The organism is Tardiphaga sp. GW821-FHT12E02, assembly GCF_058807155.1.
The window spans coordinates 4,958,036-4,976,910 of record NZ_JBXAQK010000001.1; the positions used below are offsets into that span (position 1 = coordinate 4,958,036).

Below are 18,875 nucleotides of genomic sequence, written 5' to 3' on the forward strand. Positions count from 1 at the left end.
GACGAAACCATACCGAACCAGGGACGCAAATTTGCAGGAGATCAGGACAGACACACGGCATCTGGATGGGCTGCGCATTGTCGCGGCCAGTGCGGTCGTGATCCTGCATTATTCTGATTATGTGAAGGATGCGTCGGTCGGCCGTTTTCTGGTCGATCACACCTGGCACTTCAATCTGTTCGTCGATCTGTTCTTCGTCATTTCCGGCTATGTGATCGCCAGCCAATATCTCACCAAAGTCGGATCGCCCGCTGCTGTCGGTCGTTTCCTGTGGCGCCGTTTCGCACGCATTTATCCGCTGCATCTCGCCACGCTGGCGTTTTACGTCGCCATCGCGCTGGCGCTCACTTTCGGCATCGCGCGCGGCGAGAATCCGGCGCGCTACCCGTTCTCCGACCTCCCGGCGCAATTGCTCCTCCTGCACGCCATTGATGGCGCAAGGCTGACGTTCAATTTTCCGAGCTGGTCACTGTCGGCCGAATTCTTCTGCTATGTGCTGTTTCCGCTGATGGCACTCCTGCTCAGCCGCCGCAGGCCGGTGATCCTGCTGCTGGTCGCGGTGCCGTTCGTCGCCAATACGCTCGTGACCGTCTTGGCCGGTACCGAACCATGGCCGGACTGGATCAATAAAGGCGGCGCGTTCCGCGCACTGCCAGCCTTCAATCTCGGCATCGCCTGTTGTCTCTATCGCGACCGCATCGCTGCGCTTCCCGCGATCCCCGGCCTGCTCACGGGGCTGCTTGTCCTTTTCGTCGTGACCGGCGCTTATCTGAACATTTTCATCGCGCTGCTGATGATCTATGCGATCGCGCTGCTCGCCATCCATCACGACTGCGCCGGACAGACGACGCTGTTCTCGAGGCTCGGCTTCGAGCGCTGGTCCGACCTCACCTACTCGTCCTATATGCTGCATATCCCAGTCGCGACCATCGTCCTGACGCTGGCATCGCGCTATCTGGCGCCGGTGCTCCCCGGCGGGAAGCTGGCTCTGCTGCCGGTGGCGATCATCGTGCTGGCCGTGCTCAGCGTGCTGTCACTGCGCTATTTCGAGACGCCGATGCGGCGCGCGCTCAACGACCTTTATGATCGCCAGTTTCGCCCGCGCGTCACCACGGCGCCGCTCTCTGGGCAGACCTGACCGATGGCGAGCGTGATGCATGCAGAGACAGACATGGCCAGCGCGCCGAGCCGCGCCGCCGTCGCCACCCGCGACGGTGCGATCGACACCATGCGCGGCATCGCTATCCTGATGGTCATCGGCATCCATGCCTTGCAGCAGCCACTCGATGCCTCCTGGAAGATCGCGCTCGACGCTTTCCTGCGCCCCTGCGTGCCGATCTTCCTGTTTACCTCCGGCTATCTCACCGGCCTGTCCGGTCGCGTGCCTGTTGCCAAGCGGCTGACTGCAACGGTCATCCCCTACGCCATCGCCTTCGTCGCGGCGTATCTCTATATGGCGCTGCTCAACCCGGCGATGGATCATCGCATCACCACGACGGTTGCGCGGTTCGGTCTCGCTTACGTCTTCGTCTATTATTACGTGTTCGTGTATATCGGCTGCACGCTGCTGCTGTGGCTGGTGCTGTGGTTTGCGACCCGCGTGCCCGAACAAGCTGAGCAGCGATTGCATGTGCTGCTGCTGATCGCCATCGCGCTCGGCCTCGTCACCGGCAGCTACCTCGATCCCGCATTGGCGCGCTTGGGCCTGTCCGACGGGGTGATCGAGGAGTTTCGCATGCGCGACATTCCGTTCTGGTTCGCTTTTGCGGCGCTCGGCATGCTGGTGGCGCGGGCGTCGATCCGCGAAGTTCTGCTCGACATGCTGCCGACGCTCGGTATCGTCACGATAATATCCTATGTGGCCTATACTGCCGTGCGCATGGCAGTGATCGGCGACGCGGCCGCCTATGATTCCGCAGCCTTCTTCGGTTATGCCGCCGCGCTCAGCGTGCTGTTGCTGGCCACACGCATCGATATCCCGCTGCTCGCCACACTCGGCGCAGGCAGCTATTTCATCTATCTCTGGCACATCTTCGTTATCATGGCGCTGCGCGATCTCGGCGGGTTCCGGTCCCTCGGCGGCGTTGCAGCGACGCTTCTGATGTATGTCATCGCCCTCGCTGTCACCGGCGCGGCGCTGCTGGCCTTGCGCCAATGGGCGCCGCCTCGCGTGCTGCGTTATCTGGGAGCGTGACGCATGCTGCTGAAACGCACCATCCTCTATCTACCCGCCCAGATCGTTGGCCCGCTGTTCCAGCTGGTCGCCATGATCGTGTGGACCCATGTGGTCAACGAACATACGCTGGGTGTGATCACGCTCATCACCGCGACCCATGAATTGCTTCAGATCGGCTTCCTCGCCTGGTGGTCGCAATATGCATTGCGATTCTTCGGGCGTTATCAGGAAGGCGACAAGGCCGAGCGCTTCTACCGCACAGAAAATGTCGTCATCCTGCTGTCGCTCGTGCTGCAAAGCGCGGCCGTGATTGCGGTGCTCTATACGGTGATCGCCACCGACACCAATCCGATGCTGCTCGGCGCCACCGTGGCCTATGTGATCAGCCGCTCGCTCAATCTCTATATTGCCGAGCGTGCGCGCGTCCGCCACCAGATCGGCGTCTATTCGATCCAGCAGATCGTCGGCCCATCTGTCGGCTTCCTGCTCGGCCTGCTCCTGATCGAGACAATCAGCCCGGCGCCTGAATGGCCGCTGCTTGGCTATGCGGCGGCACAATTGCTTGCCGCCTTGATCGTGCTGCCGAAGATCGGCTTCAGCCGGCGCGTCTGGCCGATCGACCGCGAGATCATCCGCCATGCGTTGGGCTATGGCATTCCGCTGATCTTCGGCGGCGCGCTCGGCTGGGTCGGCCTCAATGCCTCGCGCTTCATCGTCAATGACATGCTCGGCGTCGCTGCTGCCGGCCTGTTCGCCGTCGGCTATGGCCTCGGGCAGCGCGCTGCTGCCGTCGCCGCGATGCTGGTGACGGCGGCGGCATTCCCGCTCGCGGTCAAAAGCATGGAACAGAATGGCAGCAACGCCGCCATGCGGCAGCTCTCGGATAATGGCGCGCTTCTGCTTGGCATCCTGGCGCCCAGCATTGTCGGCATCTTCCTGCTGCGCGCCGAGATCGTGCATCTGCTGATCGCTGCGCCATTCCAGGCCGTCACGCTCGCAATCCTGCCGCTCTCGACACTGGCAGGATCCATCCGCAATGTCCGCGCGCATTTCGGCGACCAGGTCTTCCTGCTCCACAGCAAGACGCGATTGATGGTCGTGGTCTCGGCCATCGATGCGGCTGTCACCATCGTTGCCAGCCTGATCTGCATCCATATCTGGGGACTGGTCGGCGCCGCCGCGGCAACAGTGATCTCCGCCATCGCTGCAGCCCTGGTCAGTTTCGCACTCGGCTTCACACGCTTCGGCCTGACTCTGCCCTGGTCGCATCTCGCGCGCATCGCCTTCGCAACACTGGCCATGGCGATGCTGCTGACCCGAATTCCGGAAGCAAAGTCATACACGATGCTTGCGGCACATATCGCGGCCGGCGCGGCCCTTTATGTGGTGGCCCTGGCGGTCCTGTATGGGCCGACGCTGCTGCGCATGGTCAGGCGTCAGCCCCGCTTCTCCTGACCTAACCGCGCTTCGCGTTCTCGAAAGCGCGCGCCATGGCGAACCAGAGCGGCTTCTTCTGCATGTCGGCATCATAAGGCAATGGCCGCGGCAGGCGCTGGGTGGTCGGATCCTTCTGCAACGCGATCCCTTTGTAGAATGAATAGTGATCCGACAGCTGCCAGGTGATGACCGCCTTCACAGCCGGCACCTGCAACACGCTGTTGAGGAATTTTTCGCCGGTTTCGGCGATCACTTTGTCCCGCGCAGCAACATCATCGGGGAACGTATCGTCGCGCACGTCGAATTCGGTGATGTAAATATCGATCTTCCGTTCGGCGAGCGCGTGAACGAACTCCAGGAAGCGCTGCGGATCATGCGGATAGCGCGGCTGCAGATGGCCTTGCAGGCCGACCGCATCAAGTCGCACGCCGGCATGCTGCAATTCATCGATCAAATGCAACATTCCCGCACGTGAGGTGCGGCCGACATCGTCGTCGCGCTCGGTCTGCGCCTCATTGAGCACGAACTTCGAGGTCTTATCGACCTGCCCTGCGCGCTGGAAAGCGCGTTTGATGTAGTCGGTTCCGAACGCATCGTACCAGGGACCGAGCCGATAGCCGCCCGGTGCCTTGTGGCCCGGCCAGAACGGCTCGTTGACGATGTCCCAGGAATGCAACTTGCCCGCATAGCGGCCCACCACCTGATCGATATAACTGTCGAAAAATTTTCTACGTTCATCGACGCTCATGGATTTGATCCATTGCGGCACCCAATCATTCCAGATCAGGCAGTGGCCCCTCATGGGGATCTTGTTGCTCGCACAGAACTGAAGCAATCGATCACCTGCCTCGAACCGCAACGCGCCCGCCTGTGGCGCAATCGTGCCCATCTTGAGTGCAACATCAGTCGTGATGATCTTGGTCTGACTCGTATAGAGTTCACGATATCCGACGTCTTTATCGATGACCGGTCCAGCAGCAGCGCCGAACAGCAATCCCTTTTTCGCCGCAATCGCACCGAGACTCTGTGCACCGCTCTGCGTTTGAGGAGCAGCGACCGCATCGTGATGCATGGCAAGTGTAGCGCCTGCGAGAATCGCCAGCGACTTTCTCCTTGAGCATTCGAACATATTCACTCTCCACCGATTCAAAACGACATCACGCGTATTCTGGTATCACGCGACCGCACCGCCATCGTTGCGTCGCAATAGTTCGTTTTCATGTCCGTCATGTCGAGGAGAGTGTCTTTCGGCTTTGCGTGCGGGCACTGCTTCTCTGATGAGCAGACAGTGCGTGTATGCGAGCGTACTCGACCGCATCGTCACCAGGGGAGCGACATGGTGGACACACAGCTTTCACAAGCACCTTTCGCCGGAGATAATCCGGCAAGTAACAATCTCACGGTCGATGGTGTGACCATCAATGTGTCATCGCTGTCGGAAGCGGTCACATCGATCGTCGATGCCGCCGAACAGGGCGAGAATTTCAGCGTCTGCACGTTGAACCTCGATCATGTCGTGCAATTGCAACAAAAGCCCGACTTTCGTGCAGCCTATCGCCGGGCCCGCTTCGTCACCGCTGACGGCTTTCCGATCGTCGTGCTGAGCCGTTTGCTCGGCGTGCCGATCTCGCGCACCACCGGTGCCGATCTTGTGGAACCGCTCTGCGCCGCTGCAGGTGAAAAGGGTCTGCCGATCTTCCTGTTCGGCTCCGATGAACCCACGCTGGAGAAGTCAGCCGCGGAGCTGAAGCGCCGCTATCCGGGGCTCGAAGTCGCTGGCGTCTTCGCGCCCGGTCGTAATTTCAGTGCCTATTCCGAGGAAGCGGATGAGGCGATCGCGCGCATCCGCGCATCTGGCGCAAAGCTGTGCTTCCTCGCGCTTGGCGCCCCGAAGCAGGAAGTGTTCGCCTCGCGCTGCCTCGATGAGCTCAATGGCACGGGTTTCCTGTGCATCGGCGCATCGCTCGATTTCATTGCCGGCACGCAGGTGCGCGCACCGATGCTCGCGCAGAAGACCGGGCTCGAATGGGCCTGGCGCATGCTCAACAATCCAAGCCGCCTCGCCCCGCGCTACGCCCGCTGCGCTGCCGCGGTCCCTCGCCTGCTCGCCAGCACGTTGCCGCAGATCTTCACAGCGCGCACCCGCTTCTTGACCTCGCCTCGCACAAGGAAAGCCGCATGACGTCCACGCTGACCCTGGGCCTGCGCGCCCGCAATGCTGCTCCTGCCAGGCGCCGTTATCAGATCTGCCTGATCCACCCCTTCGATCCGCGTGGCCAGAAGGTCGGCGGGCTCGAAACCTATATCCGCGACTTCATCACCTTTCATCCCGATGACACCGACCTTCTGTTTGTCGGCGTCGATTCGGTCGGTGACCTGAAGCTCGGTGAAATCCGCCGCCTCACCTTCCGCGGCCGCGATTTCGATTTCCTGCCGATCCTGCGCTACACCGACCAGCAGGCGCGCGAAGCGGCGAAGACGATCCGGTCGTCGCTCACCGGCCAGTTCTTCTCGGCTTTGCTGCGCCATTTCATTCCGGTGTCACGCCTGATCCGCGAGCGGGGCTGCACCGTCGATCTGCGTCGCGTCGAATTCTCCTGGCTGCCGACGCTGCTGCGTCGTCCCTATGTGCAGATGCTGCATGGCGAGGGCGCGCCGAAGCTGCAGATGGACTCGCTGTTGAAGAAGTACTCCTTCGTACACAATTTCGGCGAACGCTTCGCCGTCTCCACCAGTTCGCATTTCCTGTGCGTGAACCCGTTCATCACCGAACGGCTGAAGAACACCTACCCGTCCCAGAAAGACAAGATCGACACGCTATGGACCTGGGTCAACACCGATATCTTCAAGCCGCAACCTTTCGCCGAGAGCACGGATCCATTCCGCGTGATCTTTGCCGGCCGTCTTGACGAGTTCAAGGATCCTCCCTTGATGTTCCGCACCATTGCGCGGCTGCGCGAGAAGCTGAATGGCAAGTTGGAATTCCATTATATCGGCACCAGCGATCCGCATCGTTTCCCGGAATTCGCCGCCATCGAAGACATTACCGTGCGTCATGGCTTCAAGGATGCACTCGGCATGGCCTCAACTCTGGCCAGCGCACATGCGGGAATCCTGACGTCGGAGTTCGAAGGCATGCCGCGCTGCGTACTGGAAACACTCGCCGTCGGACGCCCCACCGTGGCCGTGCATCTGCCCCAGCTTGAATCCGTCATTCACGACGGGCAGAGCGGGTACCTGATCCCGCGCAGTAATTCGCGCGACGAGATGGTGGAGGCATTGGCCGATCGGTTTGTGGATATCCGCAATGCCATCGACAATCGAACGCTCGATCCGGAGCGTGTGGCCGATGCCATCTCCAACTTTACACCGTCGAAGCAGTTGGCGCGGGTCTACACCTATCACCAGCAGATCCAGGATGGTCGCGGGCTGACGCCGTCACCCGCACATTGAGGCTCGGGACTCAAGACGTGAATATCCTGCTGCTGACCAGCGAATACGCCCCGATGCGGGGCGGCATCGGCACCTATGCGCGCGAGATCGCCGCCGCGGCAACGCAACTCGGCGCGAAGGTGACGATGGTCGCACCGGACTATGGGGAGGACACGTCTGTCGCGGACCTGGCCTCGCCGTTTCCCGTGCACCGCTTCAGTGGCGGCTTGCATTCGGCACGCGACCTGCCGGCCAAGATCATGCTGGCGCGCAGCCGCATCGGAGCCGCTCCCTTCGATGTGGTGCATGCAGCCGACTGGCCGTTCTTCATTCCCGTGGCCCTCGCACGCGGACGCACGCCGGCGCGGGTGCTGATGACGGTGCATGGCACCGAGATCAACGAGACGCAAACAGCCCTCAAGCGCCTCGCGATCCGTTGCAGCGGCGTGTTCGGCCCTCGCACGGAAGTGGCAGCCAATAGCCGCTTCACCCGTGATCTGTTCCGGGAAAAGTTCAATATCGAAGAGCGACGCATCCATGCGATCCGCCTTGGCGTCTCGGATTTCTGGTCCGGCCGCCGCAAGGATCAGGCGGCTGTGCGCGCCCATCGCGAGATCGATGCGGACCGCATCGTGATGGTGACCGTCGCGCGGATCACCCGCCGCAAGGGCCATCATCTCACATTGGAAGCACTGGCGCGGCTGCCGGATGAGTTGCGTCGCCGTATCACCTGGCTGGTGATCGGCCCCGCGGGCGAGGCCGACTATGTGAATGACGTCAAACGCCTGATCCAGACCTCCGATTGCGATGTACGCCTGCTCGGTGCGTTGTCCAATGAAGACATCCGCGATCTCTATGGCGCCGCCGACTTCTTCTGCCTCACCGGCCTGCCGGAATCCTCCGGTCGCGTCGAGGGCTTTGGCCTCGTCTATCTCGAGGCGGGCGCTGCGGGCCTGCCCAGCATTGCCAGCGATATCGGCGGAGTGCCCGATGCCGTCGTGGCCGGCGAGTCCGGCCTGCTGGTGCAGCCACGCGTCGACATGATCGCCAGCGTGATCCAGCAAATCGCGGAGGACGGCGATCTGCGTGCCCGCCTTGCAGCCGGCGCAAGAGCCCATGCGCGCGACCTGTCATGGGAGCGCTGCGCGGCCGAGACCTATCATCTGCCGCGTCCGCAATCGCCTGCGCGAATCGAGGCGATATCCGCATGAGGACACTGGCACTCGCGCTGGCAATGCTCGCCGTTTCGACAGCGGCGCAGGCCAGCAGCTGCAACAAGAGCCGCGAATATCTGCTCGGCGGCCTGGCCGGCGAATTGCAGATGACACCGCAGACCTATGACGGATTGTTCAAGGTCTGCGAAGCCACGGCGACGATGCCGAGTGTGCAGGACGCCTTCATCCTGAAGGACGGCGGCATCGGCGTGATCCCGAAGCAGGACACCATCCCCGCCACGGCCGCGACCCTGTCCCGCTTCTGCGACGCCAATCCGCGCGCGACACTCCGCTTCATCTCGAAGAAGGATCAGTTGCGGGCGAAATCCACGTCGCAGATTGTAAGCCTGTCATCGACGGGCGTGACCTCCTGCAAGAAGATCAAGGGCCTGATGTAAGGTCAGGCCCTTTTTTGAGATTTAGACAATCAGCACATCATGCGACGTCAACGGCGCCGTCACGCCCTTCAGCGTGATGGACGCGTCATGGCCGAGATCGATGACGGTGTCGTGGCCGACCACGTGCACGGCCAGCTGCGACAGATCCTTGGCGATGGAAGATGCGATCTGGATGACGTCGTGGTTCGCGCCCTGCCCGGCGTGGAAGTTGTTAATGACGTCGTGGCCGCCCAGCTGCTTGAACACGAAGGTGTCGCCGCCAGCGCTGTTCATGATGTCCGTATCGCTGGTTGACGTCAGCGTGACTCCGGCTTTGTAGGCCGTCATCGTGTGCGAGCCGTCCTTGTTATCGAGCACGGTGGCCAACCGCTGACCTGATGCATCCAGCACATCATGCTTGGCGACATAGGCCTGACCGGCGATGCCGAATGTATCGACGCTCTTGCTGCCGTCGGCACCACGCGTGGTCACGCTGGTGAGCGCACCATTGGCCGCGAAGCTCGATTGCACATAGGCCCCATCGGCCTGCGTCACAGTCTGGATTTTCAGATGGCCGCTGTCGTCATATTGCGCCAGCGTCTTGATGCCGGCGCTGTCCACCGACTGTGTCAGCGCCAGCGAGCCGTCCTTGTGGAATTGCTCGATCAGCACGCTCTTGCCAGCCGCATCGCGCACCACATGCTCGGTCGTATACGCCTTGCCGACGATATCATAGGTCATGGTGTCGCGCATGCCGTCGGCGCTGCGGATGGTCTGACTGGTGACGCCGCCATCGAGCTTGTAGGCGGTCTGCACGAAGGAGCCGTCGGTCTTGGTGACGGTCTGCTGCGACAGATGGCCGGCGGCATCATACTGGGCCAACGTCTTGGTGCCGGCGGCGTCCACCGTCTGCTTCATCGCCAGCGTGCCATCGCTGTGGAAGCCTTCGATCAGCACACTCTTGCCGGATGTGTCGGTGACCGTATGACGGGACGTATAGTCCTGTCCGGTGATGCCGTAATCGCGGATATCGCGGGTGCCATCCGCATTGCGCGTGGTGATGTTGGTCTGAAAGCCTGCCGCGTTGAATGTGAACTGCTGGAACGAGCTGTCCGAAAAACTGGTCAGCAGTTTGGTGAGGTGGCCATCGCCATCATAGTCGCTGGACGACACCGACCCGTCGCCATTCACGATCTGGCGAAAGGCCATGTCGCCGTCGCTGTAAAAGCGTTCGACCAGCTGGGTCTTGCCACCGGACGCGATCACGCTGTGCTCGGACGTGTAGCTCTTGCCGGCGATGTCGCGGGTATAGACATCACGCGAGCCATCGGCGTGGCGGAAGGTCTCGCTGGTGACCGCGGTGCCGTTGGAGGCCAGCGCCTGATATTCCGCGCCTTTCGAAAGCGCCGACTGGCTTGCCAGAAATCCGGCGGTGCTGATGGTCGCATCGGCAAACTTGAAATATTCGACATTGGTGATGCGATCGGTACCATCGCGCGCGGCGACGCTGTCGGTGACGACGATCTGGCCATTGACGAAAGAGATCTTGTAATCCGCCGCCTTGCCGGAAAACACGGCCGTATCGATCCCGTCGCCGCCGTCGATTACGTCATTGCCGATGCCGCCGGTGATGGTGTCGTTGCCGGCGCCGCCATAGATGATGTCATTGTCACTATTGGCGCCGAAGAACCAATCCTGATGCGCGGCGGCATCCACATGGATACTGCGGACATAGAGATCGAACGATCCCTGCGCGCTGGCATTGATGACATCCTTCGGGGCCACCGCCACACCATTGATGATGATGTCCTTGAAATGAAGCGCACGGCCCGGCGCCGAATTCATCAGCGAGATATCGAGGCTCGTGAACTGATCGGGATTGGCGAAGGTGATCGTGTAGGTCTGGTAGCCTGACGGATCGGTGGCGGGCTTGAATTCCAGGAGCCCCGTCACCGGCTGTCCGTTGACCAGCACTTGGGCCTGCGCATTGACTCCCGAAGCCGCTGTTCCGTAGCCGGTCAGCGTGATGGTCGTGGTGACGAGCTTGGCCTGAGTCGACGGCCCGCCGATGATCACGTCATTGCCATCGCCGCCATAGATGACGTCGTTGCCGAGGCCGGCATTGATCGTGTCATTGCCGCGGCCGAGATCGATCACGTCATTGATCGCCGATCCCGTGATGTTCAGGTCGAGGCTCGTGCCATTGCCCTTGAAGTATTGCGCGACGATCGCTTCAGCCGGCTTGCCCATGGGCGAATAGCCGGTCTCGTTATATTTGCCGTTGAGATCCCACTGCCACAACTCGACGCCCTTCATCCAGCTGCCGCCATGGGCGCTCCAGACCTGGAAGAAGGCGTTATAGGCATCGGCTTGTTCCGCCACATCGGCCGGCGCATTGGCGGTCCAAGAACCCGGACGCATCGCCGTGCCGTCCATGCTGCGGAAGCCGGCTTCAGTCATCAGCACCTGCTTGCCATAGGTCTCCGACAGCGAATGCAGGAAATCCACCGGCGACTTGTAGTCGAAGGCAGCTGCGTAATAGGGATTGTACGGAACCTCGGTCCAGGCATTGATCATCTCCTGCACCGTCGGCGTGATGCTGGAGGTCAGCGGCGGATAGGTGTTGACGCCGATGATGTCGAGCTGATCCCAGAAACTGACCTTCAAGGCTTCGTCGGTGGCAGCCGAATAGCTGAGTTCCCCCTGATAGACCTGACGTACCGAGGAGATGATGTCGGTCCAGTAACCACGATAGGCGCTGCCAGTCAGGCTGCTCATCTCATTGCCGATGACAAATGTATCGACGCCGCCCTGCTGCGCGATCTCCGCGAGACGTACGATCTCGGCTTTGTAAGATGCGAAGAATGCGCTGATATTGCTCGGCGACAGCGTCATGGAACCCGTGCCATCGAGTGGCGAGATCGCCGCCTTGAACACGACGTTCAATCCTGCGGCCTCCGCCGCCTTGAAACCTGCAAGCAGGCTCGCATCGCTTTCGGTCTTGCCGGGATGCGCGAACACGTCGCTTGTCGTCTTGTTGTCGCTCCAGATGCGCGCGGTGAGACTCACCGAATTGGAACCAAGCGCTGCGATCTGCTGAAACTGCTGCGCTGCTGATGCGCTGGCGAATTGTCCGTTCCACTCCGACAATGCGCCGAAGCCCTGCACTTCAAAAAGGTTTGCCACGAAATAATCTCCGATCCGGTTTGTCGGACGCTTAACGCAATGAATTAACGGCGGCCTTAAGAGACCGATCCAAAGTTTTATGGAAGTGGAATTTCAAATCGTATCTGCAGATGATGTGCGACTGCGTGATCTCAGCAACAGAGCTGCTGCGGTTCCTGCAAAGGAACAACGCATCTGCTGCGATATGATGCAGATTTGTAGTTACGCCATATGAGCTCGCGTGGGATTTCCACGACAACGACAAAGGCCGGCGCAGATCACTACGCCGGCCTGAAAAGAAAACTCGATTCGTCCGATTGTCAGAAGCCGACGTTGCGCTTGCCTTTGGTCTGCAGCATCTGCCGCGCTTCATCAGGCGTTGCGATTTCCAGCGAAAGACCTTCGAGGATCCCGCGGATCTTTGCGACCTGCGCGCCGTTCGATGTCGCAAGTTCACCACGGCCGAGATAGAGATTATCCTCGAGGCCGACGCGGACATTGCCACCAAGGATCGCCGACATGGTCACCAGCGGGAACTGATGACGCCCCGCGCCCAGCACCGACAGATAATAGTCATTGCCAAACAGCCGATCGGCCGTGGACTTCATATGCATGAGGTTTTCGGGATCCGGGCCGATGCCGCCCAGAATGCCGAAAATGCATTGCACGAAGAAAGGCGGCTTCACCAATCCGCGGCCGACGAAATGCGCGAGATTGTAGAGATGGCCGACATCATAGCATTCGAATTCGAACCGCGTGCCGTGATCGCCGAGCTCGCGCATGCCGCGCTCGATCTGTGAAAAGGTATTGGACAGGATGAAGTCGGTGGTGCCTTCGAGATAAGGCCGCTCCCAGTCGTGCTGGAAGTCCTTGAAGCGACTGGCGGCGCCGGAAATGTTGAAATTGAACGAGCCCATATTCATCGAGGCGATCTCGGGCCTGGCCCAGTTCGCTGCAGCGAGGCGCTCGTCCATGGTCATGCCGAGACCGGCGCCAGTGGTGATATTGATGATGCCGTCGCAGCGATCGCGGATCTCCGGCAGGAACTTTGCGTAGATGTCCTTGTCCTGGGTCGGGCGTCCGCTATCCGGGACGCGGGCGTGCAAATGCACGATGGCGGCCCCAGCTTCCACTGCGCCGACCGCCTGATCGGCGATCTGCTGCGGTGTCACCGGCAGATGCGGCGACATCGAGGGCGTGTGGATCGAACCGGTGACCGCACAGCTGATAATGACCTTGTTGCTCCGTCGCATGATGTCACCCGTTCTTCTGCTTGATGAGCGCGATCAGCGCGGCATCGCGCTGCTTGACGAGTTCGGCGCGTGAGCGCGCACCGGCTTCCTCCGCCACGCCACCGATCAGCGCCGCATTGACCTCAGGCCCCAATTGCGGTGTGCCGAGATCGCGCCACCAGTCTTCCATGGCCGGGCCGATGTGATCGAGAAAATGCTTCATGCCGCCCTCGCCGCCGGCAAGGCTGAAGATCATATGCGGCCCCATGATTGCCCAGCGCAGCCCCGGTCCTTGCGACACCGCCGTATCGACGTCCTCGACACTCGCGATTCCGCTGGTCACCGCATGCACGGCCTCGCGCCAGAGTGCGGCCTGCAGGCGATTGGCGAGATGACCCGGCACTTCCTTGTTGAGCCGGATCGGCGCCTTGCCGGCACGGCGATAGAAGGCATCGAGCCAGACAAGCACATCCGGTGACGTGGTCTTGCCGCCGACGATCTCGACCAGCGGCACCAGATGCGGCGGATTGAAGGGATGGCCGACAGCGAAACGCTCAGGCGTCTTCAGCCCTTCCTGCAAGTCACTCATCACGAGGCCGGACGTGCTCGAGGCCACGATAACACCCGGCTTCAGGCTGGCTTCGAGATCGGCATAGAGTTTCTTCTTGATGTCGGCACGCTCGGGGCCACTTTCCTGCACGAAATCCGCATCGCGCACGGCCTCCGCCAGATCGGTGGAAAACCGCCAAGGCTTCGGTGTCGCGCCACTGGCCACGCCGAGCGCGACAAGCCCTTGCCAGGCATTGGCGATCAGATCATGCGTCGCGGCTTCGGCAGAGGGCTGCGGATCAAAGATGGTGACGTCATAGCCATGGGCGAGATACAGCGCGGCCCAGCTGGCGCCGATGGTGCCCGATCCGACAACAGCAATGTGGCGAACGGCATCCGGTGCAATCAATGACATTGTTCTTGTTCTCTGCGTAAGCGTTTCCTGCTTCGCAGTGTGACAAGTCACATCGTCACGGGCAATCGTATTTGCTGCGGCCGCATGTCCCGGCCGCGCAATGCTGGCCCGCGCCGGCCTTAAGCGCAGGCCGCGTGCGGCTTGGTCACGCGTTCGGTGGAGGCTGGAAAGCGCTCCAGCTTGCCGGCCGGACGCGTCGGCCGCAGCACGAGATCGCCGCCGCAATTCGGGCAGCGACCGCCGAGCCGCATCTCCGCGCAATCCGCGCAGAAGGTGCATTCGAACGTGCAGATCCGCGCCTGCGGATCGCCATTGGGAAGGTCACGGTCACAGCATTCGCAATTCGGTCGGATCGCCAGCACCATGATCGTTCCCTCTCTCTTGGCTGTTGCGCTCTGTTACGAGACCTTGCCCATCTCCTTGAGCGTCTCGTTCGCGGCCTTGAACGCATCGAGACCGGCCGGGATGCCGCAATAGACGGTGGCGTGCAGCAGCACTTCCTTGATCTCATCCACGGTCAGGCCATTGTTGATGGCGCCACGCGTATGCAGCTTGATTTCCGGCGCGCGGTTCAGCGCCGTAAGCATCGCGAGATTCAGCATGCTGCGGGTTTTCTTGTCGAGGCCGGGGCGATTCCAGGCATAGCCCCAGCACCATTCGGTGGTGATGTGCTGGAACGCCATCATGAAGTCGTTGGTGGATTGCATCGACTTGTCGACATAGGCCGCGCCCAGCACTTCGCGCCGCGTCGCGAGGCCGTCATCGAACAGGGTGCCGAGGGTGACGGTCTGATTGTAGCTCATGTCGTATCCTTCCTGATCGCTATTGAGACTGCTCTACCATCGCGCGGCATCGCCTGCATGTACGGGATGCGCAGTTCTGAGATGTGGCCAAACAGAGCAAGACCACTTGCAGCCTGCGCCATTCCCGGCTAATTGCACGCCCACACGCTCCCTTCGTCTAGCGGTTAGGACGCGGCCCTCTCAAGGCTGAAACAGGGGTTCGATTCCCCTAGGGAGCGCCATTCAATTTCACGCAAATCGTTGATATTGCTGGCGCTTTAGAGCGTTTTACGGCTCGTTGGCAAAGCTCAGCGTGCCTGCAGGCTTCAGCGTCTTGGCATCGAAGGTGCGGATTTCCGTACGGCCGCCAATATCCAGTGTCACCAGGATACGGTCCCCGGCGGCGCCGGTGGCAACGATCTTTGCGCCCTTGGGCAGCGTCGCGGTCGCGGCTGAGGTCACCGCACTTCCCTCGCTGCGGAAAAGGCGGTAGCCGATCACGACCAGCAAGGCGCCGACGCCGAGCGCCGTGGTCAGCCCGGCGATCAGCATCATGCGGCGAACGCGGGCGATCATCGCAGCCTGGTCGGCAGTGGGTTCGGGCAACGCGTCGGCAGGCTGGGTCATTGACGTCTCGATACAGAGTAAGGTTTTCGGAATGAACGATCAGCGCGTAGACGTCACCGTCCAGGGCGACGAAGGCTCCAACCGGCTCGATCGTGTGCTGGCGGTGCGGGCGCCTGCGCTGTCGCGCTCGCGGCTGAAGGCGCTGATCCTCGCCGGGCAGGTGTCCCTCACCCGCGCCAGCCAGGACGCCGCCGCCGTGCGCGACCCCGCTTATCACGTCAATGCCGGCGATACGATCACAATCGACGTCCCGCCTGCCGCGCCCGCTGAGCCGGAAGGCGAGGACATCGCCCTCGATATCGTGTTCGAGGACGAGGACATCATCGTCATCAACAAGCCCAAGGGCCTGGTCGTGCATCCCGCCGCCGGCCACGAGACCGGCACGCTGGTGAATGCGCTGATCGCCCATTGCGGCGCGTCGCTGTCGGGCATCGGCGGCGTGCGCCGGCCGGGCATCGTGCACCGGCTGGACAAGGACACCACCGGGCTCATGGTGGTCGCCAAGAACGACGCCGCGCATCAGTCGCTGACCGCGCAATTCGCCGATCACGGCCGCACCAACGAGATGCGCCGCGGCTACAAAGCCTTTGCCTGGGGCGTGCCGAACCGGCCGCGCGGCACGATCGAAGCCGCCATCGATCGCCACCCGCACGCGCGCGAAAAAATGGCCGTCCGCGAAAGCGGTCGTGAAGCCGTGACGCACTGGACTGTGCTGGAAGAGTTTGCTGATCGCATGGGACGGCCCGTCGCCTCGCTGCTCGAATGCCAGCTCGAGACCGGACGCACCCATCAGATTCGCGTGCACCTCGCCCATATCCAGCATCCGCTGATGGGCGACGGCGTTTACGGCCCGCATTTCAAGACCAAGGCCTCGTCGCTCGGGCCGCAAAGCAAGGCCGCGCTCGAAGCGCTCGATCGGCAGGCGCTGCACGCCTATCTGCTGGCGCTCGAACATCCCCGCACAGGCGAGATTCTGGAGTGGACCGCCGAGCTTCCGGATGATTTGGCGACCCTGCGAAGCCATCTGGCTTTGACAGAATGACGCAGTTGCATACAAAATAAGTAGTTTTATCAAACTCTTATTCTGTCCACACAGCAACGTGACAGAAAATTCACTTCCATACCGCTCGGTAAAGGGTGTATGTTGCACCTGCGTCAAGTGAGACGCGGAACATCGCAGCCAGGACGGCTTTAACCAAGCGTCCGCTGCCTGGCCCGCCGCTATCGGGGGCCTGAACATCTGGAGGGCGTCATCATGGCCCGTACAGCTACAATGCCGGTTCTCAACGGAGAATCGGGTCTCTCTCGCTACCTCGCCGAGATCCGCAAGTTCCCGATGCTGGAACCCCAGCAGGAATACATGTACGCCAAGCGTTGGCGTGAACATGAGGATCGCACGGCGGCGCATCACCTCGTGACCAGCCATCTGCGGCTCGTCGCCAAGATCGCCATGGGCTATCGCGGCTACGGACTGCCGATCTCGGAAGTGGTCTCGGAAGGCAATGTCGGTCTCATGCAAGCGGTGAAGCGCTTCGAGCCCGAGAAAGGCTTCCGTCTGGCCACCTACGCCATGTGGTGGATCAAGGCGTCGATTCAAGAGTACATCCTGCGCTCGTGGTCGCTCGTGAAAATGGGCACGACCGCAAACCAGAAGAAGCTGTTCTTCAACCTGCGCAAGGCGAAGAGCAAGATTTCGGCCCTGGACGAAGGCGATCTTCGCCCCGACCAGGTCAAGGTCATCGCCACGCGTCTCGGCGTGACGGAACAGGACGTGATCGACATGAACCGCCGCCTCGGTGGTGACGCGTCGCTCAACGCACCGATCCGTGACGACGGCGAAGCCGGCGAATGGCAGGACTGGCTGGTCGATAACTCGCCCAACCAGGAAGCCATTCTGGCGGAGCACGAAGAGTTCGATCATCGCCGCCAGGCGCTGACCGGTGCGATCGGCGTGCTCAACCCGCGCGAACGGCGCATCTTCGAGGCCCGTCGCCTCGCCGATGAACCGATGACGCTGGAAGATCTCGCCAGCGAGTTCGGCGTCTCGCGCGAGCGTGTCCGCCAGATCGAAGTCCGCGCCTTTGAGAAGGTGCAGACGGCGGTCAAGGGCACGATCGCCAAGGCGGAAGCCGCTGCGATGGAAGCTGCGCACTGAGTGGTGTGACAGCGGACAGCTAGACCACGAAAGCCGGCGGAAACGCCGGCTTTTTTGTTGGGTGATTGGCGCCCATACACTCCGATGTCGTCCCCGCGAAAGCGGGGACCCATACACTGCGTCAATGCGGTGCGGCTGTGTAGAAGCCTTACGAGAATTTACGGCAAGAGCCGAAGCTCGGAGGCTATGGGTCCCCGCTTTTGCGGGGACGACAGTGAGAGATACAGCTGCCGCCGCTGCTACCAATAATCGTTGAACGCATCCGAGATGCTGTCGGGTTCCCAATACACGCTGTCGGACTGGATCGGATCGTCGGCCAGCAGCGCGCTCGCCTGCGTCTTGTAGTCCGGGGACACGTAATCCGCCTGCGGCAAGCCGTTGCGCACGAGGTCCTGATAGTTGAGATAGTTGTCGCGCGTGCCGACGAAGGTGCACATGCATTTCGCGGGATCCGCAAACAGATAGCGCGGGCCCTTCGGCGTGTTGTGCACCACGAAGCGATAGGATGGCAGCTTGCTCAGCGCCAGTTTGCCCGCGGCATCGTTGGCGAAGCGCGGCTTGAAGCCGGCGGATTCCATGTCGAAGCCGAGCTTCTGCAGCGACGGCACGCTCGGCGCCTCGCGCGCGATCAGCAGCGAGACATCCAGCAGCGCCAGCACCGCGATCGCCGCAAATGCGACCGCGCGCGGACGAACAAGCACTGTCTTCAAGGCCGGCATCGTGATCGCACGCATCGTCATTCCCCTTGCCAGCGCGCATGATCATCCGCGCGTCTCGATGCTTGGTTCTAGCTGTCCCGGCGCGCGGTGTCACTGCACCGCGCATGCGCGTCGTCGGGCCGGTTAACGAATTCATGCCATGCCGCCATCGCCTGCATGGATTTCGATCGGCCGGCCATCATCGAACCTGTCGAGCGTGTCCCAGAAGATTCGCTCGGCGGTGCGGCCGATATCGTATTTGCCATGCGCATGAATGATCGGGCTGCAGCGAAGCTGCTCACCGATACAGTTGCGCCGTCGCCGGCATTTCGCTGACGGGCAAGCCTGATAGGCCCCGATCTTGTCGGATATGATCCGGGTCGCCCGATCGACGCAGACGGCGCGCACCGCATCTGTGTCCTCCTTGGCCAAGCGATCATGCTGCGCCCGACGGCGGCGCTTCAATATTCTGGCCTCGGCATGTGAAACGAGCATGTGACCTCTCCTTCGTTGCGATGATGATGTGAGTGAGTTGGCTGACGGCCACGCGCCTGCGGCGCCCGCGCATCAGCGCGTGAGTGGCGGTCTCAATGTGCCTCCCGAAATAAGGGAGGCG

General features: G+C 61.6%; 18 protein-coding genes and 1 tRNA gene. 10 read left to right on the forward strand and 9 right to left on the reverse strand.

Features of this window, described 5'->3' with window-relative positions:
* Positions 1-31: 31 nt before the first annotated feature.
* Genes AC1RQ5_RS23490 through AC1RQ5_RS23500 form a run of 3 tightly spaced genes read left to right on the forward strand, consistent with a single transcriptional unit; the run spans position 32 to position 3,631 of the window.
* A complete protein-coding gene (locus tag AC1RQ5_RS23490) occupies positions 32-1,138 on the forward strand; it encodes an acyltransferase family protein (RefSeq protein ID WP_493202166.1) in 1,107 nt (368 codons plus the stop codon).
* A gap of 33 nt (positions 1,139-1,171) precedes the next feature.
* A complete protein-coding gene (locus tag AC1RQ5_RS23495; RefSeq protein ID WP_493202167.1) occupies positions 1,172-2,194 on the forward strand; it encodes an acyltransferase family protein in 1,023 nt (340 codons plus the stop codon).
* Between the two features lie 3 nt (positions 2,195-2,197).
* Positions 2,198-3,631 carry a lipopolysaccharide biosynthesis protein gene (locus AC1RQ5_RS23500; RefSeq protein ID WP_493202168.1) on the forward strand — a complete coding sequence of 478 codons (1,434 nt, stop codon included), beginning with the start codon at positions 2,198-2,200 and terminating at the stop codon, positions 3,629-3,631.
* 1 nt (position 3,632) lies between these two features.
* Here AC1RQ5_RS23500 and AC1RQ5_RS23505 read toward each other — a convergent pair whose 3' ends face one another.
* Positions 3,633-4,685, reverse strand: a complete 1,053-nt coding sequence (locus AC1RQ5_RS23505; RefSeq protein WP_493202170.1) for an endo-1,4-beta-xylanase — start codon at positions 4,683-4,685, stop codon at positions 3,633-3,635.
* Positions 4,686-4,949: 264 nt separating this feature from the next.
* On the opposite strand from AC1RQ5_RS23505, the gene AC1RQ5_RS23510 reads away from it, so the two are divergent.
* The 4 genes from AC1RQ5_RS23510 to AC1RQ5_RS23525 all read left to right on the forward strand — a co-directional run bounded on the left by AC1RQ5_RS23510 (position 4,950) and on the right by AC1RQ5_RS23525 (position 8,657).
* Entirely contained in the window at positions 4,950-5,795 is an 846-nt protein-coding gene (locus AC1RQ5_RS23510) for a WecB/TagA/CpsF family glycosyltransferase (protein WP_493202171.1), read from the forward strand.
* 569 nt (positions 5,796-6,364) lie between these two features.
* Positions 6,365-7,066 (forward strand): glycosyltransferase, encoded by a 702-nt coding sequence (locus AC1RQ5_RS23515; RefSeq protein ID WP_493203532.1) that lies wholly within the window; start codon positions 6,365-6,367, stop codon positions 7,064-7,066.
* 17 nt (positions 7,067-7,083) lie between these two features.
* The gene (locus tag AC1RQ5_RS23520; RefSeq protein ID WP_493202173.1) at positions 7,084-8,256 is read left to right on the forward strand and encodes a glycosyltransferase family 4 protein; all 1,173 of its coding nucleotides are present in this window, start codon (positions 7,084-7,086) and stop codon (positions 8,254-8,256) included.
* Entirely contained in the window at positions 8,253-8,657 is a 405-nt protein-coding gene (locus AC1RQ5_RS23525; protein WP_493202174.1) for a hypothetical protein, read from the forward strand. The genes AC1RQ5_RS23520 and AC1RQ5_RS23525 overlap by 4 nt, the downstream gene beginning before the upstream one ends.
* Positions 8,658-8,678: 21 nt before the next feature.
* Here AC1RQ5_RS23525 and AC1RQ5_RS23530 read toward each other — a convergent pair whose 3' ends face one another.
* From AC1RQ5_RS23530 to AC1RQ5_RS23550, 5 genes are all read right to left on the reverse strand, one after another.
* Positions 8,679-11,822: a glycoside hydrolase family 113 gene (locus tag AC1RQ5_RS23530; RefSeq protein WP_493202175.1), complete on the reverse strand. Its 3,144-nt coding sequence runs from the start codon at positions 11,820-11,822 to the stop codon at positions 8,679-8,681.
* A 299-nt stretch (positions 11,823-12,121) separates the two neighbouring features.
* Positions 12,122-13,054 (reverse strand): 3,5-dioxohexanoate:acetyl-CoA acetone transferase, encoded by a 933-nt coding sequence (gene kce / locus AC1RQ5_RS23535; protein WP_493202177.1) that lies wholly within the window; start codon positions 13,052-13,054, stop codon positions 12,122-12,124.
* A 4-nt stretch (positions 13,055-13,058) separates the two neighbouring features.
* Positions 13,059-13,997: a 3-hydroxyacyl-CoA dehydrogenase NAD-binding domain-containing protein gene (locus AC1RQ5_RS23540; protein ID WP_493202178.1), complete on the reverse strand. Its 939-nt coding sequence runs from the start codon at positions 13,995-13,997 to the stop codon at positions 13,059-13,061.
* A 119-nt stretch (positions 13,998-14,116) separates the two neighbouring features.
* Positions 14,117-14,359, reverse strand: a complete 243-nt coding sequence (locus AC1RQ5_RS23545) for a DUF1272 domain-containing protein (protein ID WP_493203534.1) — start codon at positions 14,357-14,359, stop codon at positions 14,117-14,119.
* 36 nt (positions 14,360-14,395) lie between these two features.
* Positions 14,396-14,800, reverse strand: coding sequence for a carboxymuconolactone decarboxylase family protein (locus AC1RQ5_RS23550; protein ID WP_398480781.1), 405 nt, complete (start codon positions 14,798-14,800; stop codon positions 14,396-14,398).
* 146 nt (positions 14,801-14,946) lie between these two features.
* Here AC1RQ5_RS23550 and AC1RQ5_RS23555 point away from each other — a divergent pair.
* Positions 14,947-15,021: transfer RNA gene (locus AC1RQ5_RS23555), tRNA-Glu, on the forward strand.
* A 46-nt stretch (positions 15,022-15,067) separates the two neighbouring features.
* On the opposite strand, the gene AC1RQ5_RS23560 is transcribed toward AC1RQ5_RS23555, so the two are convergent.
* A complete protein-coding gene (locus AC1RQ5_RS23560) occupies positions 15,068-15,406 on the reverse strand; it encodes a hypothetical protein (protein WP_398480783.1) in 339 nt (112 codons plus the stop codon).
* A 31-nt stretch (positions 15,407-15,437) separates the two neighbouring features.
* Between AC1RQ5_RS23560 and AC1RQ5_RS23565 the strand changes: the two genes are divergently transcribed.
* A complete protein-coding gene (locus AC1RQ5_RS23565) occupies positions 15,438-16,448 on the forward strand; it encodes an RluA family pseudouridine synthase (protein WP_398480785.1) in 1,011 nt (336 codons plus the stop codon).
* Positions 16,449-16,661: 213 nt separating this feature from the next.
* Positions 16,662-17,561: an RNA polymerase sigma factor RpoH gene (gene rpoH / locus AC1RQ5_RS23570; RefSeq protein ID WP_398480787.1), complete on the forward strand. Its 900-nt coding sequence runs from the start codon at positions 16,662-16,664 to the stop codon at positions 17,559-17,561.
* Between the two features lie 239 nt (positions 17,562-17,800).
* Here rpoH and AC1RQ5_RS23575 read toward each other — a convergent pair whose 3' ends face one another.
* Positions 17,801-18,295, reverse strand: coding sequence for a hypothetical protein (locus tag AC1RQ5_RS23575; protein ID WP_493202181.1), 495 nt, complete (start codon positions 18,293-18,295; stop codon positions 17,801-17,803).
* Positions 18,296-18,412: 117 nt separating this feature from the next.
* Positions 18,413-18,754, reverse strand: a complete 342-nt coding sequence (locus AC1RQ5_RS23580; RefSeq protein WP_398480791.1) for a hypothetical protein — start codon at positions 18,752-18,754, stop codon at positions 18,413-18,415.
* Positions 18,755-18,875: the final 121 nt, after the last annotated feature.

Coding starts and splice junctions, on each gene's coding strand:
- AC1RQ5_RS23505 (WP_493202170.1), bottom strand. CDS start 4,685: ATGCATCACGATGCGGTCGCTGCTCCTCAAACGCAGAGCGGTGCACAG.
- AC1RQ5_RS23525 (WP_493202174.1), top strand. CDS start 8,253: ATGAGGACACTGGCACTCGCGCTGGCAATGCTCGCCGTTTCGACAGCG.
- AC1RQ5_RS23510 (WP_493202171.1), top strand. CDS start 4,950: ATGGTGGACACACAGCTTTCACAAGCACCTTTCGCCGGAGATAATCCG.
- AC1RQ5_RS23495 (WP_493202167.1), top strand. CDS start 1,172: ATGGCCAGCGCGCCGAGCCGCGCCGCCGTCGCCACCCGCGACGGTGCG.
- AC1RQ5_RS23575 (WP_493202181.1), bottom strand. CDS start 18,295: ATGCGTGCGATCACGATGCCGGCCTTGAAGACAGTGCTTGTTCGTCCG.
- AC1RQ5_RS23540 (WP_493202178.1), bottom strand. CDS start 13,997: ATGTCATTGATTGCACCGGATGCCGTTCGCCACATTGCTGTTGTCGGA.
- AC1RQ5_RS23565 (WP_398480785.1), top strand. CDS start 15,438: ATGAACGATCAGCGCGTAGACGTCACCGTCCAGGGCGACGAAGGCTCC.
- rpoH (WP_398480787.1), top strand. CDS start 16,662: ATGGCCCGTACAGCTACAATGCCGGTTCTCAACGGAGAATCGGGTCTC.
- kce (WP_493202177.1), bottom strand. CDS start 13,054: ATGCGACGGAGCAACAAGGTCATTATCAGCTGTGCGGTCACCGGTTCG.
- AC1RQ5_RS23550 (WP_398480781.1), bottom strand. CDS start 14,800: ATGAGCTACAATCAGACCGTCACCCTCGGCACCCTGTTCGATGACGGC.
- AC1RQ5_RS23560 (WP_398480783.1), bottom strand. CDS start 15,406: ATGACCCAGCCTGCCGACGCGTTGCCCGAACCCACTGCCGACCAGGCT.
- AC1RQ5_RS23580 (WP_398480791.1), bottom strand. CDS start 18,754: ATGCTCGTTTCACATGCCGAGGCCAGAATATTGAAGCGCCGCCGTCGG.
- AC1RQ5_RS23500 (WP_493202168.1), top strand. CDS start 2,198: ATGCTGCTGAAACGCACCATCCTCTATCTACCCGCCCAGATCGTTGGC.